Origin of the sequence: Nocardioides sp. NPDC057767 (assembly GCF_042798275.1) — a bacterium.
GTDB lineage: Bacteria > Actinomycetota > Actinomycetes > Propionibacteriales > Nocardioidaceae > Nocardioides.
The window spans coordinates 30944-45317 of the sequence record NZ_JBHVKJ010000046.1 but is presented as its reverse complement, the minus strand read 5'-3'; the positions used below and the strand labels follow the sequence as shown (position 1 = coordinate 45317).

The window sequence follows — 14374 nt, the reverse complement described above, 5'->3', positions numbered from 1 at the left end:
GCGACGGCCGGTGTCAAGGACCGCGATGCGGCCGGCGAAGCCGGCGGCCGAAGGCCGTCCTTTACTCCGGACGCCGCTGAGAACACCCTCCCGTAACGGGTCGGCGGCAAACAGTCCCCCGAAAACACAGCAGCCAATGCGCGCCGAAAGAAGAAGGCGCTAGCGCCCCCCGTCCAAGAGACGCTCCAACTCCCCCCTCCCAGGAAGCGAAGAAGGCTCGACCAACCTCCCCGACCGCACGTAGTAGAACGCCGCCCGAACCTTCGACAGCGGCACCCCCATGAGCTCAGCCCACCCAAGCCGATAGAGAGCCAGCTGGAGCGGGTCGGCATTCTGAGCCTGGTTGGTCTTCCAGTCGACGATCAGGAAGCTCCCGTCAGGCTCCTGGTAGACGGCGTCGATCCGGCCGCGTACGACCTGGCCGGCCAGGACGATCGCGAAGGCGGCCTCGACGCGGAACGGTGGTCGGTCGGCGAACGGGCCCTGCTCGAAGGCGGCGATGACCTCTTCGAGTCCGGACTCGTCCTCGATGCCGTGGTCGGCGCGGCCGGGCAGGTCGTCGGGGTCGAAGAGGTCCTGCTGACCGAAGCGGGCCTCGACCCAGGCGTGGAACCGGGTGCCGAAGCGGGCCTGCGAGGACGGTTTGCGCGGCATCGGGCGGACCAGGTCGGCGGCGAAGCCGATCGGGTCGTCGCGCAGCTTCGACATGGCGGTGGCCGACAGCGAGGACGGCAGCGGCACGACGACCTCCGGGGCACGCTCACGCTCCGCCTCGGTGAGCAGCCGCTCGATCTCCTCGTCCCACTGGTTCACCGTCTCGAGCAGGGTGAGGTCGTCGAGATCGTCGGGTCCCGGCCCCACCTCCCGGACCAGCCTGGCCGCCTCCAGGCGGCGCTCCACCTCAGGGGTGTGGTGGTTGATCGGCCAGGGGAGGTCGACCTCCAGCGCGGCGTACGGGCTCTCCTCCTCACCCGCTGTGCCACTTTTCTTGGGGACGACCTCCGCCCAGCGGTCGGGCTTGGCACCCCACTGGAGCAGGGCCTCGCGGGTCTTCTCCACGTAGACCGACGGCCCGCGCCCCTCCTTCAGCGAGGGCGACCAGCGCCAGCACGAGACGAACTGGACGTGGCGGGCGCGGGTCCAGGCGACGTATGCCAACCGGAGCTCCTCGACCCGTTCGTGCTCCTTGCGTTCGGCGAGGAGCTCGTCGATCGAGTCGGCATCGTGACCGTGGAGCTGCGGCAGGTCGTCGCGGTCTCCACGGAGTGCGGCGGGCATGACCGAGGGGACGGTCAGCCACGAGGAGCGCGTCTGGCCGGTGGGGAACTTCTTGTGGGTGACGCCGACCAGGAAGACGACGTCCCATTCGAGCCCCTTCGCACGGTGAACGGTGAGCAGCTTGACCGAGTCGGCCTCCGAGGGCGTGGCGACGTCGAGGCCCTGGCCGTATTCGTCCTCCGCCTCCAGGTAGGCCAGCAGCGCGGCGAGGGAGACCTGGCCGTCGAGTCCCTCGAACTCGGCGACCGCCTGCACGAAGAGATCGAGGTTGTCGCGGCGGGCCGACGCCGCCGGGGAGACCGATGCGGCCAGCTCGACGTCGATGCCGGTGACGTCGATGATCCGCCGGACCAGGTCGAGGAGCGGCTCGTTGACCGCTCGCCGGAGACCGCGGAGCTCGTCGGAGAGGAGCTTGAACCGCTCCCGTGCCTGCGGGGAGTAGTCGTAGTCGGCGGCGTCGCCGGGGTCCTCCAGCGCGTCGTTGAGCGAGGGGATCTCGGTGGGGTCGGTGCCCTCGACCGCTGCCTCCAGCTGCCGCTCGATGTCGGCGAACTCCTCCGCGCCGCCGACGACCCCGGCCAGATCGCGCGATCTGCGGCCCAGGATGGCCAGGTCGCGGGGCCCGATCGCCCACCGCGGGCCGGCGAGCAGCGTGAGCAGCGCGGCGTTGGCGGTGACGTCGTGGAGCAGCTCCATTGTGGCGACGACCTCGGCCACCTCCGGCAGCCGCAGGAGCCCCTTCAGGCCGACGATCTCGACCGGGATCTCGCGAGCAGTGAGCGCGTCGAAGACCGCGGCCGCCTGCGAGTTGTCCCTGGTCAGGACGCCGATCTCCTTCCACTCGCCGACCGCCTCATGAGCCTCGATCACCTTGTCCGCGAGCCAGACCAGCTCGTCGTCGTACGTCTCGTGCACATGCACCCGCACCTCACCGTCGCGCGCTCCCTCGGCGGCGACCAGGCGCTCCTTCTCGCGGCCCTCGTAGAGCTGGGCGGCCAGATGGTTGGCGGTGTCGAGGATCCGCGCGTCGGAACGGCGGTTGACCGTGAGGGAGTATTCGGTGGTCGAGCTTGTCGAGACCACCCCACCCGTGACACCAGCCGGAGGAAAGTCCCGAGAGAACTTCAAGATGTTGCTCACCGAGGCGCCGCGCCAGCCGTAGATCGCCTGGTTGGGGTCGCCGACGGCGGTCACCGGGTGTCCGTCGCCGAAGAGGCGGGCGAGCATCTGGGCCTGGGCCACCGAGGTGTCCTGGTATTCGTCGAGGAGCACGACCTTGAACTTCCCGCGCTCGATCTCGCCGACCTCGGGCGTCTCCACGGCCAGCCGCGCGGCCAGAGCGATCTGGTCGGAGAAGTCCATCAGCCCGAGCCGGTCCTTGAGGCGCCGGTAGCCGTCGACCAGGTCGAGCAGCTCATAGCGCTTGTCGATCGCGTCGATCGCCTTCTCGACCTTGCTCAGCTTGGTCTTGACCCGCTTGCCGTCGGCGAGCTGGGCGTTGAGATCCGCCACCTCGAGCGCGAACAGCGCCCGCTCGTTGCGGTCATAGGCACGCAGAGTGGCGGGGTCGACGAGGTGCTCGGAGAGCTCGGCGTCCAGCGCCAGCAGCTGCTGCACGGCCAGCTTGGGGTAGTCGGTGAGCTTCTCCACCGGGTGGGTGTGCCGGGCCACGGCCCGGGCGGCGAGCTGGTAGCGGGTCGCGTCGGCGATCAGCCGGGTGTCGGGTTCGTGACCGATCCGCAGCCCGTGCTCGGCGAGCAGGCCGGAGGCGTAGGAGTGGTAGGTCGCGACCGTCGGCTCGGTCGGCTCCTCCTCGCCCTCCTCACCGGGCCGTGGCGGACCCTCGTGACGCTCGGGCCACAGGCCGGCCTTCTGCAACGACTCCCGGATCCGGGTCGCCAGCTCTGCGGTCGCCTTCGTGGTGAAGGTCAGACCGAGCACCTCCCCCGGAAGTACGCGCCCGGTGGCGACCAACCACACGACTCGGGCGGCCATCACCGCGGTCTTTCCGGACCCGGCGCCGGCGATCACCACGGCCGGCTCCAGCGGAGCGGTGATCGCGCGGAACTGCTCCTCGCTGTAGAGCCAGTCGTGGCCCATCAGCTTGGCGAGCTCTTCAGGGGTCTCCACCTTCATCGGGTTCACGACAGCACCGATCCCGAGGTCTGCGCCGGGCAGAGCGCGACGAACTGACACCGGTCGCACTGCTTGCCGGGCCTGGCCACGAACTCCTCGGCGCGCACCGTCGCCACCGCCTTCTCCAGCTGGTTGATGATCTCGGGCGGCTCCGGTGCCTGCACCTGCACCTTCGGCAGCTCGCTCCCCGAACCCGCGGCGTGACGCAGCTGGATCAGCTCCGCTCCCCCGGAGGTCGCGCCCTGCGCCAGTGACGCGGCCGCTCCGTGCTCCACCGCCAGCTGGTAGAGACCGAGCTGGCCGTGCTCCTTCACCTCTTGCGCGGTCGGCGGATACTTCCCGGTCTTCAGGTCGACCACCACGATCCGGCCGCTCTCGTCGAGCTCCAGCCGGTCCGCATAGCCGTTCAGCCGCACCGTCTCCCCGCTGGGGAGCGAGACCTTCGCGGTCAGCTGCTCCTCGAACCCGATCACGGTCCGCGCCCCGGGGCGCCGGTGCCAGGTCAGGAACCGCGCCAGCACATCCCGGACCGCCTCGCGCTCGCGGGCGGCTGACCAGGGCGTACGGAACTCCAGGCGACCCCACACCTCGTCCACGAACGGCATCAGGTCCTCGACGGTGGCCGCTTCCAGGTCGCCGCGGGCAAGCTGCTCGGCGATGGCGTGCACCACCTTGCCGAACCCCTGGCTCGAGGAGTCCGTGACCGCGCCACCCGCCTCGCGGGCCAGGAACCACTGCGCGGGACAGGTCAGGATCGCCTCCAGCGCCGATGCGCTCAGCGTGATCGGACGGTCCTCGGGACGGACCGGAGCCGAGGCGTACGTCGGTGCCCGCAGCCCCCACCAGGTCGCCGGATCCGCGGCGAGCGCGATCCGCTTGCCGCGCACCTCGGTGGCAGCCAGCTTCTGCAGCCTCCTTGCGGCGGCCTCGCGCAACGCCAGGGGCTGAGCCGGGTCGGCGGCGGTGCGGCGCAGCTCGGCGATCAGGCCGGCGAGCGAGAGCGGGCGCGCCGGGCGGCCGACCCGGTGACGGATCTGGTCCTCGCGCAGGCCGAGCTCGTTGATGAACCGCGAGGGCTGGTCGCCGTCGTCGTCGGGCGACTTCACCGCGGTCACGATCAGCCGAGACCGGGCCCGGGTGGCGGCGACGTAGAAGAGCCGACGCTCCTCGGCGAGCATGGCGGATCGGGTCAGCGGCGGCAGCAGCCCGCCGTGGTGTCCGTCCGGCAGCGCCGGTGCGATCCGGTCGGGGCCGAGGAGCGAGTCACGACGGCGCAGGTCGGGCCAGGCGCCCTCCTGCACGTGGGCGACCACGACGAGACCCCATTCGAGGCCTTTGGAGCGGTGGGCGGTGAGCAGCCGCACCGACGAGCCCCGCACACCCTTGTCGGCCAGGGTGTCGGCCGGGATCTCCTGGGCGCGGAGCGTGGCCAGGAAGGTCCCGACCGAGGTGAACTCCTGACGGCCCTCGATCTTGGCGGCGGTGTCGAAGAGCGCGACGACGGCGTCCAGATCCCGGTGGGCCAGACGCGCGGCAGGACCACCCGACTCGACCTGCGCCCGCAGCCGCAGCCCCCACTCGGCACCGTCCCACAGCGTCCACAGCACCTGCTCCGCCCCGGCCCCGTCCTTCAGCGCCGTCCGGGCATCGGCGAGAAGAGCCGCGAGCCGGCGTACGCGCCCCAGCACCCGCTCCTCGCCCCCGCTGGTCGAGCCGGATTCGTGAGGTGCGAACGAATCCGCGTCGAGACCAACACGGTCCCGTTCGGCGCTCGACTCGACTGTGTTGGTCTCGACACGCTCGCTGGCGCTCGCGGCTCGACCAGCGGCGAAACTGGGATCGAGCACGGCGCGGCGTACGAGATCATGCGCGGCGACGTCCGGGAAGCGGGCCCGCAGCGTGCGGATGAGCGCGCGGACGTCGGTGGCGTCGAGCCCGCCGAGCGGACCGGTGAGCAGCTCCTCGCAGCGCTCGGGGCGTACGTAGCGCTCGTCGAGCTCGGACTCGACGTCGGCGTCCACGACCACCCCGAGTGCGTCCAGGAGCACCGCGGCGGCGGGCTCGCGCACCAGCGGAGTCTCGTCGGAGGCAACCTCCACCGGGACCCCGGCGGCGGTCAGCGACCGGCGCAGCTGCGGGATCGAGCTGCGGCCCGAGCGCACCAGGACCGCCATGTCCGACCAGTCGATGCCGTCCTCGAGATGGGCCCGGCGGAGCAGGTCGGCGATGTGCTCGGTCTCGGCGCGGTCGGTGTCGAAGGTGAGCACCTCGGCGCGGCCCGGGTCGGACGCCAGCGGATGCGGGTTGCGGAAGGTGTCGTAGGCCGAGGCCGGGATCGAGCCGCGCACGGAGATGCCCGCGGCGATCGACCGCGACGCCCGCAGCAGCCGCGAACCGAACCGGCGGGTCGTGCCCAGGGCCACGACCGGCGCGTGCCGCCGCTCCCTGGTCAGGAACTGCGACGGGAAGTCGAGGATCCCGTTGACGTCCGCCCCCCGGAACCCGTAGATCGACTGGTCCGGGTCGCCGACGGCGATCAGGTCGCGGCCGTCGCCCGCCAGCGCCTGCAGCAGCGCGACCTGGCTCGGGTCGGTGTCCTGGTATTCGTCCACGAAGACGCACGCGAACTCGGCCCGCAGCTCGGCCGCATGCCGCTCGGCCTCGATCACTCCGCGCATGATCAGGTCGGGGTAGTCGATGGCCGACTGGGCGCCGAGCACGTCGAGATACTGCTCCAGGAACCAGCCGGCGGCGACGAACTCCTCGATCCCCTCCTCACGCCCGAGCGCGACCAGCTGGTCGGGATCGAGCCCGCGCTCGCGCGCCCGGGCGATCACGGTCTGCACCTCGCGCGCGAACCCGCGGGTGCCGACCGCCATCCGGAACCGCTCCGGCCACCGCACCGACTCCGGGCTGTCGGCCAGCAGCTCCTGCAGCACCACGTCGGCCTCAGGGGCGGAGAGCAGCGTCAGCGGGGCCGCGTAGAGCTCGGCCGGCGCGTACCTCCGCACCAGCCCGTAGGCGAAGGAGTGGAACGTCGAGGAGACCGCCCCCGACAGCGTCCGCCCCAGCCGCGCGGTCACCCGGTCGCGCAGCTGCTCGGCGGCCTTGCGCGAGAAGGTCAGCGCCAGCAGCTGGTCCGGACGTACGCCGCGGTTCTCGATCCGGTCGACCACCGCCTCCACCAGCGTGGTCGTCTTGCCCGTCCCGGGCCCGGCCAGCACCAGCAGTGGCCCGCCGGGATGCTCCACGACCGACCGCTGGTGCTCGTCCAGCACCGGCACTGCGGCTGCGCTCGGCGGCGGGGCAAGGCGGTACGCGACACTCACAGGACTACCCAAGCAGAAACCACCGACAGTGTTGACTGCGATTGCTTCGCGATTCGCGCAGCGCTTCCGCTTGATCCTGCACTGGATCAGATCCCCGCTTCTCCGACGTCGTGCCCCAGGCGCATCCGCACGGCGACGACGTCGTCGAGGTCGATCTCCTCCGCCTTCCGTACGACGACCTTCAACGGCAGCAGATAGGTGCCGTCCTTGGGGAAGAGCGCGGTGGTGAAGGTGGTCGTGCCGATGGTGGCGGTGACGGCGACCTGACCCCAGTACTCCAGGCCCTTGGCGTCCTCCTTGAGGTCCTCGGCGTCCTGGACGGGCATGGGGACGTAGTAGAACGGCGCCGGCCCGCGCCATTCGATGACAGCTCCTTCGAAGGCGTACTCCATCCGACCTACTCCGGGGCGAGCTCGAAGTCGTCGAAGTCGAAGCCGGGCGAGACCACGCAGGAGACGAGCGCATCCTCGTCCGAGGGGACCGTACGCTGCCACACCCCCGCCGGCACGACCGCCTGCGGCACCTGACCGGCGGCGAGGTCCACGCCGACGAGCACGGTCTCGCCGTCGACCGGCGTCGAGCCGGCGCCGCCGTACTGCAGCGACACCACGCCGGTGTGCGCCAGCCAGATCTCGTCGGAGGTGACGCGGTGCCAGGCGGACGACTCCCCGGCGAGGAGGCGGAAGTAGATCAGCGTCGCGGTGGGACGCACGCGTCCGTCGGGCAGGGTCACGGTCTCGGCAGCGGCCCAGGTCTGCCGGAACGCCCCGCCCTCGGGGTGCGGCGCAAGGTCGAGCTCAGAGGTGATGGGATCAGCGGTCACCCGGCTCATTGTGCCGGGTCTCGTCAGCAGAGTCGGCCGGTTCGTCGGGGAAGCGCGGATCACCGAGCAGGTACTGCCCGAACAGCCCCGGTGCCCTGTGCGGCGGCGGCTTCGGCCCGCCGAGCGAGCGGCCCTCGACCTTGTCCCAGATCGCGTCGACGGGACGCGCCAGGCGGCGGGCGACCTTTCCCGGCAGACCGGTGTGCGGGAGGTAGGGATGCGGGCGCGAGGGCGCCGTCTGCTCGGCGGCGGTGATGCGCTCGGCGACGAGCAGGAGCACGTCGTCGGAGGCCTCCTCGGCGAGGTGCGAGACCAGCTCCTCCTCCTTCTCCTCCTGGGCGCCGAGCGCCTCCTCGACCTCGCCCCACAGTGTCGGCCACCCGCGGTTGGTCTCCCAGGTGGAGCCGTACTCGTGCGCCTTCACGTGGAAGAGCAGCACCTCCAGGTGCTTCGCCGCCGGGAGATAGTCGTGGACCAGCCGCGCTCCGCCCTCGCAATGGGCCGAGACCGCCGGAAGCAGCGCCTCGCCCACCGCGTGCAGGTGTCGAGACGTACCGGCGTTGAACTGGTCGATCGGTGCGCAGCCCCGGCGGGTCTGCTCCGGCCTGGCGATGATCCTGCGAGCGTGGGCCAGGCGCCCAGCGAGCTCGTCGTGCTTGTGTCGCAGCTCGTCCTGCAACACGGTCGTGGTGGCCATCTGCCTCACCTCGGCTGCTAGGGGTCCACCCTCCAGAATGCGCCCCTTCTCGCCGCGGCGCAACAGGCAGGCAACAGGCAGTCGGCCGATCAGACGTCGGCCGGTCGCTCGTTGTAGGCGCCGGCCACCTCCTGGCCGCTCAGCGCGGCGATCGCCTCCATCACCTCGTCGGTGATGACCCGGCGGGCCTTGCCCAGAGGTACGCCGTCGAAGCGGCCCGCCACCTGGATCGGCTTCCCGAACTCGACCGTGACCTTCGCCAGCCGCGGAAGGCTCGACCCCACCGGCTGGAGCTCCGCGGTCCCCCGCAGACCCACCGGCACCACGGGAACGCCGGCGGTCAGCGCCAGGTGCGCCACCCCCGTACGCCCCCGGTAGAGCCGCCCGTCGCGCGAGCGGGTGCCCTCCGGGTAGATCCCGAACGCCTCGCCCTTGCCGAGGACGTCCAGCGCCACCTCCAGCGAGCCGAGCGCGGCCTGCGGGTCGTCACGGTCCACCGGCAGCATCCCCATGCCCTCGAACCAGGCCCGCTGGGCGGCGCCCTTGATCCCGGTGCCGGTGAAGTAGTCGGACTTGGCCAGGAAGTGCACCGGCCGGGGAGAGACCGACGGGATCACGATGGAGTCGGCGAAGCTGAGGTGGTTGCTGGCGAGGATCACCCCGCCGGCACGAGGGACGTTCTCGCCCCCGGTCACCGTCGGGCGCCAGACCGCGCGAAGGAGGGGTGGCACGACGGCGTGGAGGACGCGATACATCACGCCGCCATCCTAGGTTCGCGCAGGCGCGAGCGCCCGCTCAGCCCGGACTCTGAGGTGGAAGCCACAGCGCCTCGCGCAGGTCCACCGCGCCCGACGTACGCCGCGGGGTGCCCTCCTCGAGATAGGCCTGCCGGGCCTCCTCTCCGTGGGAGGCGGGGAGCGAGCCATCGGCCCGCACCACCCGCCACCACGGCATTCCCGCGCCCTCGCGCGCCATCACCGAGCCGACCTGCCGAGGCCCGCCTCCGAACTCGTCGAAGAGGGCATCGGCGATCGCGCCGTACGTAGTCGCCTGCCCGCGTGGGATCTGCTCGACAAGACGCAGAACGGCCTCCACGTACGCCTCCCGATCACTCATGTCGCTACTTTCGCTGGTCGAGCCCCGCGAGCGCTAGCGAGCGGGTGGCCGCAGGCGGCCTCACGGCTCGACCAGCAGTGCTGTCACAGGATGGGGCTGAACGGCTCGGTGCCGTTGACCAGGCGCAGACCGGAGATGCCCGAGTTCGCCTGGGCGAACTCCAGCTCGAGGTCCATGTCGCCGATGTTGTTGGAGCCCGCGAGCGGAGCCAGGCCCAGGGTCGACAGCGTGCCCACCGCCTGGCCGTCGGCGTTCAGGAAACCCGAGCCGGAGTCACCGGGGATGCCCGGGGTGAGGTTGTAGAGCGGGTGCGACCAGCGGGTGCCGTTGACGTCGTCACCGAGCGAGAGGCCGACCTTCGGCGAGAGCAGGTCCACGTCGGCGCGCAGCGAGGAGTTCCCGTAGGAGTAGACCTTGTCGCCAGCCGCGGTGCCGTCGGTGTCGATGCCGGTCGGGCCGCCCCAGATCGGGACGCTCGGGTTGACCTTGCCGGCGTCGGCGGCGTCCACCTTGACCAGGGCGAAGTCGTTGTAGGCGCAGGCGTCCTCGTCCTTGGTGCCGAGCTTCTGCATGGTCAGCCAGGAGGAGTACGCCAGCTTCCCCTTACCCAGGACGGTGCCCTCGCTCAGCAGCGATCCGCCCTCGTTGAAGGTCACCGTGGTGCCCAGCGGGAGCGACTTGGCGTCGCAGCCGTTGGTGTCGGTGGCCTCGCCGAGACCGGCGCAGTGGGCGGCGTAGCCGACGTAGACGTTGGACGCGGAGTCGGTGAAGACGAAGTTGGCGGTGCACTGGGCGCCATCGGTGTACATCATCACGCCCGGGGTGATCGTGGCCGAGTCGGCCGGAGCCCAGGCGTGCGCCGGGCTCGGGACCAGGGCCGGGGCGAGCGCGGCGGTCAGAGTGCCGGCGGCGATTGCTGCGGCGCGGCGTACGGAGCGACGGGTGCGGAGCATGTGGGGGCCTCTGTTCGTAGGTGATGTGACTCACAGAACAACGAGGTGTGGTGGCCTGAGGTTACGACCCGTTTACACCACCCGGGGTTTCCGGGCGTCCGAACCCGGCGGCTCACCCTTGCGGAACCGCGACCACCACGGTGTTGCCCTGGAACGAGGTGCCGTCCCAGTCGTCGCAGGTCACCACGACCAGCCTCGCCTCGCCGTCGGGGTCGAAGAGCTTCGAGCTGCGTTTGGCGACCTGCTCCTTGGAGAGGTCGCGCACCGACCGGACGGTGTAGCTGAACTCGTCGCTCTTGGTGCGCACGACGATCTCGTCGCCCTCGTTCACCTCGCCCAGCCGGTCGAGGATGCCGCCACCGTTGTGCAGGGTGTGGCCGACGATCAGCACGGAGCCCTCGTCCGCTCCCGGCTTGGCGCCGCCCTTCCACCACCCCATGAGCGAGGCGTCGGCGGGCGGCGTCAGCGTGCCCCCGTCCATCGCCAGCGGCACCACGTCGGCATGCACGTTGAGCGAAGGGATGGAGACGCCGCGTACCTTGCCCTTCTTCTTCGGCACCTCGGCGAGCGCCTCGGCCGGGATCGAGGACGTCGTCGCCGGCGGGGTCGCGTTGCTCTTCTGCGCCTCGTCGATCTTGGTGTAGTAGTCGTACGCGGCGTAGCCGAGCACGCCGACCGCGACCACGAGGACGACGAGGAAGATCTCGCCGACGAAGGTCCTCAGGCTGGGTTGACCGTTGCTCACTCGGCCGAGGGTGCCACAGCCTCAGCTCGTTTGCGACGTACGGCCATTCCGGCACCCGCCCCCATCAACAGCGCACCGACGCCGGCGAAGACATAGGACGGCGGTACGCCGCGGGTCGGGTCCGCGACGTTCGACTCCAGCCTCTCCGGGTCGATCGCAGAGCCGACCGCCGCGCCGGAGGCCGGCTCCGGGGTCTGGTCGCTCGCGTGGGCAGGGGCACCGAGAAACAGTCCGCCGGCCAGGGTGGCACCGGCGAGCGTCGCGCTGAGACGAGCGCGTGTGGACAACGTCGAATCCTCCGAGGTTCGGGCATTGATGCAACTCCGCCCCCCGCAGCTGCGATCGCAAAACTATCGGTTTCGCCACGCTCAAAGAAAGCCAGCGGCAGCCCCAGAGGGGCCACCGCTGGCCAACAGTTCAGTAAGCGCCTTCGTTGATGAGCGACTGATCAGTAGGAAGGCTGCGACGGGTCGATCTGGTTGACCCACGCCACCACGCCACCGCCCACGTGGACCGCGTCCGCGTAGCCGGCGCCCTTGGCGATCGCGAGCACCTCGGCACTGCGTACGCCGCTCTTGCAGTGGAACACGAGCGGCTTGGCACCGTCACCGGTGAGCTCGGCCACCTGCGGGATCGCGTTGCCGTTGAGGAACTCGCCCTTGGGGATCAGGACCGCGCCCGGGATCTTGTTGATCTCGTACTCGTTGGGCTCGCGCACGTCGACGAGCACGAAGTCGCGGCTGCCCTCCTCGCGCTCCTTGATCATCTCGGAGAGCTGGGTGACCGAGATGGTCGAGCCGGCCGCGGCGTCGGCCGCCTCGGTCGAGAGCGCACCGCAGAAGGCGTCGTAGTCGATCAGGTCGGTGACCGTCGGGTTCTCGCCGCACAGCGCGCAGTTGGGGTCCTTGCGGACCTTCAGCTTGCGGTACTCCATCTCGAGTGCGTCGTAGATCATCAGCTTGCCGACGAGCGGCTCACCCATGCCGGTCAGCATCTTGATGGCCTCGTTGACCTGGATCGAGCCGATGCTCGCGCAGAGCACGCCCAGCACGCCGCCCTCGGCGCAGGAGGGGACCATGCCCGGGGGCGGCGGCTCGGGGTAGAGGCAGCGGTAGCAGGGAGCGTCGTCGGTCAGCGTCGGCGCGAACACCGAGGCCTGGCCGTCGAAGCGGTAGATCGAGCCCCAGACGTAGGGGATCCCCAGGAAGTAGGCCGCGTCGTTGACCATGTAGCGGGTCGCGAAGTTGTCGGTGCCGTCGACAATGAGGTCGTAGCCGGTGAAGATCTCGCGCACGTTGTCGTTGTCGAGCCGCACGTCGTGCAGCACGATCTCGACGTACGGGTTCACCTCGCGGATCGCCGCCGCGGCCGAGTCGGCCTTCGGCTGACCCACGGTCGACTGCTTGTGGATGATCTGGCGCTGCAGGTTGGACTCGTCGACCTCGTCGAACTCGACGATGCCGAGGGTGCCGACGCCGGCCGCGGCCAGGTAGAGCAGGGCGGGCGAGCCGAGACCGCCGGCGCCGATGACCAGCACCTTGGCGTTCTTCAGGCGCTTCTGCCCGTCCATGCCGACATCGGGGATGATGAGGTGGCGGCTGTAGCGGCGCACCTCGTCGATCGTCAGCTCGTCAGCGGGCTCCACGAGCGGGGCTAGGGACACAACGGCTCCTCAGTTAGGACGTACGTATGCCTGCTTGAACACCGCAGGCACTTCTCCATGTTCCCTCATCCGTGGGCGAGGCAACGACGCGTCCCGCGATCCGAGTACCAGCGGGTAGGCTGCTGGGGTGACCACGCACCAATCCGAGCTCGACCCCACTCGACCGCGAGGGGCGCGACTGCCCCGAACGGAACGACGAGCCCAGCTTCTCGATTCCGCTCTCGAGGTCTTCGTCGCCTACGGCTTCCACGCTGCTGCGATGGACGACATCGCGGAGAGAGCCGGGGTCTCGAAGCCCGTTCTCTACCAGCACTTCCCCGGCAAGCTCGACCTCTACCTGGCGCTGCTGGAGAAGTCCGCGAACGAGATCATCGATCGCTGCCGGGAGGCCCTGGCGTCGACCGACGAGAACAAGGAGCGCGTGGCTCGCACCGTCGAGGTCTTCTACGACTACGTGGCCTCCGAGTCCGGTGCCTTCCGGCTCGTCTTCGAGTCCGACCTGACCAACGACCCCGCCGTGCGCGAGCAGGTCGACCGGGTCACCAACGAGTGCGCCGAGGTGATCGCGGAGGTCATCGCGGAGGACACCGGCTTCGCCCCGACCGCCTCGCATCTGCTCGCGGTGGGCCTCGTCGGCCAGATCCAGGTCAGCGCCCGCTACTGGCTCCACAACAACGGCGAGCTCTCCCAGGCCGACGCCGCCCGCCTCGTCGCCGGCCTAGCCTGGCGCGGCATCGGCGGCTACCCGAAGACGGATTAGTTGGCGATTGCTTCGCAATTCGCGGAGCGCTGAAGCGCTCATCGGGTGCGAGTGAGTGCGGGCGGGAGATTCCTGGTTCCGCTGAGAGCGCAACGACGGGGCCCTTCAGGCGTGCTGTGAGAGGATTCCTGAGCATCGTTCAATTCATCGCAAGGAGGACCCGTGGAGGTCAAGATCGGCGTCCAGCAGGCCGCCCGTGAGCTCGTCGTAGAGACCGAGGAGTCCAGCGAGTCGGTGGAGAAGCTCATCGCCGACGCCCTCGGCGGCGGCGCTGTGCTCGCTTTGACCGACAGCAAGGGCCGCAAGGTCATCGTCCCGACCGAGAAGCTCGCCTACGTCGAGATCGGCCCGGCCAAGGTCGGCAAGGTCGGTTTCGCCGGCTGAATCACTCCGGGATGACCCTGATTCCGGCGGAGAACTTCCTGGTTTGGGCCATGTTGCCCGTGCAAAGCCGTCTCAACAGGTGCACTATCGAGGGATCGGCGCTGTTCAGCGCCCTCTCACAACCTGAAAGGGACATGGCATGGACGTCATCGGGTTTATCCTCGTCACCCTCATTGGTGGCGTGATCGTCGGTCTGCTCGGCAAGTGGCTGGCGCCGGGAGACAAGGACAACATCCCGTTCTGGCTCACGATCGTCTGCGGCATCGGCGGCATGCTGATCGGCAGCTTCATCTACTGGTTCATCTTCGGCCAGAACAACCCGCCGTTCGACGGTCACGAGGCCACCTGGGACAACGCGACCAACGGCGTTGACTGGTGGCGTCACGTCTGGCAGGTCGTAACCGCCGCCGTACTGGTGGTCATCGCCTCCGGAGTCACCGGGAAGTCCAAGGCCTGAGCCTGGCCCAGGTCATCTCGAAGCGGTCCCGCC

The 14374-nt window shown here is 70.0% G+C and carries 14 protein-coding genes; 3 read left to right on the top strand and 11 right to left on the bottom strand.

The window, feature by feature from the left end:
* Positions 1–159 precede the first annotated feature (159 nt).
* From ACFVDI_RS21490 to moeZ, 11 genes are all read right to left on the bottom strand, one after another.
* Positions 160–3474: a UvrD-helicase domain-containing protein gene (locus ACFVDI_RS21490; RefSeq protein WP_378909871.1), complete on the bottom strand. Its 3315-nt coding sequence runs from the start codon at positions 3472–3474 to the stop codon at positions 160–162.
* Positions 3420–6743 carry an ATP-dependent helicase gene (locus ACFVDI_RS21485; protein ID WP_378909865.1) on the bottom strand — a complete coding sequence of 1108 codons (3324 nt, stop codon included), beginning with the start codon at positions 6741–6743 and terminating at the stop codon, positions 3420–3422. The genes ACFVDI_RS21490 and ACFVDI_RS21485 overlap by 55 nt, the downstream gene beginning before the upstream one ends.
* 86 nt (positions 6744–6829) lie before the next feature.
* Positions 6830–7135, bottom strand: coding sequence for a DUF1905 domain-containing protein (locus tag ACFVDI_RS21480; RefSeq protein WP_378909863.1), 306 nt, complete (start codon positions 7133–7135; stop codon positions 6830–6832).
* A gap of 5 nt (positions 7136–7140) precedes the next feature.
* The gene (locus ACFVDI_RS21475) at positions 7141–7575 is read right to left on the bottom strand and encodes a cupin domain-containing protein (RefSeq protein ID WP_378909860.1); all 435 of its coding nucleotides are present in this window, start codon (positions 7573–7575) and stop codon (positions 7141–7143) included.
* Complete coding sequence (locus tag ACFVDI_RS21470) at positions 7556–8263, bottom strand: hypothetical protein (protein ID WP_378909856.1); 708 nt, start codon at positions 8261–8263, stop codon at positions 7556–7558. The genes ACFVDI_RS21475 and ACFVDI_RS21470 overlap by 20 nt, the downstream gene beginning before the upstream one ends.
* A gap of 89 nt (positions 8264–8352) precedes the next feature.
* Positions 8353–9018: a lysophospholipid acyltransferase family protein gene (locus ACFVDI_RS21465; RefSeq protein WP_378909874.1), complete on the bottom strand. Its 666-nt coding sequence runs from the start codon at positions 9016–9018 to the stop codon at positions 8353–8355.
* Between the two features lie 40 nt (positions 9019–9058).
* Positions 9059–9379: an MGMT family protein gene (locus tag ACFVDI_RS21460; RefSeq protein ID WP_378909854.1), complete on the bottom strand. Its 321-nt coding sequence runs from the start codon at positions 9377–9379 to the stop codon at positions 9059–9061.
* Positions 9380–9462: 83 nt separating this feature from the next.
* Complete coding sequence (locus ACFVDI_RS21455; RefSeq protein WP_378909851.1) at positions 9463–10332, bottom strand: hypothetical protein; 870 nt, start codon at positions 10330–10332, stop codon at positions 9463–9465.
* A 112-nt stretch (positions 10333–10444) separates the two neighbouring features.
* Positions 10445–11077, bottom strand: a complete 633-nt coding sequence (locus ACFVDI_RS21450; RefSeq protein WP_378909849.1) for a class F sortase — start codon at positions 11075–11077, stop codon at positions 10445–10447.
* Complete coding sequence (locus tag ACFVDI_RS21445; protein ID WP_328529080.1) at positions 11074–11364, bottom strand: hypothetical protein; 291 nt, start codon at positions 11362–11364, stop codon at positions 11074–11076. The genes ACFVDI_RS21450 and ACFVDI_RS21445 overlap by 4 nt, the downstream gene beginning before the upstream one ends.
* Positions 11365–11525: 161 nt before the next feature.
* Positions 11526–12740, bottom strand: coding sequence for an adenylyltransferase/sulfurtransferase MoeZ (moeZ, locus tag ACFVDI_RS21440; protein ID WP_378909845.1), 1215 nt, complete (start codon positions 12738–12740; stop codon positions 11526–11528).
* Positions 12741–12867: 127 nt separating this feature from the next.
* Between moeZ and ACFVDI_RS21435 the strand changes: the two genes are divergently transcribed.
* The 3 genes from ACFVDI_RS21435 (at position 12868) to ACFVDI_RS21425 (ending at position 14341) form a co-directional block, all read left to right on the top strand.
* The gene (locus tag ACFVDI_RS21435; protein WP_328529078.1) at positions 12868–13500 is read left to right on the top strand and encodes a TetR/AcrR family transcriptional regulator; all 633 of its coding nucleotides are present in this window, start codon (positions 12868–12870) and stop codon (positions 13498–13500) included.
* 162 nt (positions 13501–13662) lie between these two features.
* The gene (locus ACFVDI_RS21430) at positions 13663–13884 is read left to right on the top strand and encodes a DUF3107 domain-containing protein (RefSeq protein ID WP_008364177.1); all 222 of its coding nucleotides are present in this window, start codon (positions 13663–13665) and stop codon (positions 13882–13884) included.
* 139 nt (positions 13885–14023) lie between these two features.
* The gene (locus ACFVDI_RS21425; protein WP_378909842.1) at positions 14024–14341 is read left to right on the top strand and encodes a hypothetical protein; all 318 of its coding nucleotides are present in this window, start codon (positions 14024–14026) and stop codon (positions 14339–14341) included.
* The last annotated feature ends 33 nt before the right edge of the window (positions 14342–14374 follow it).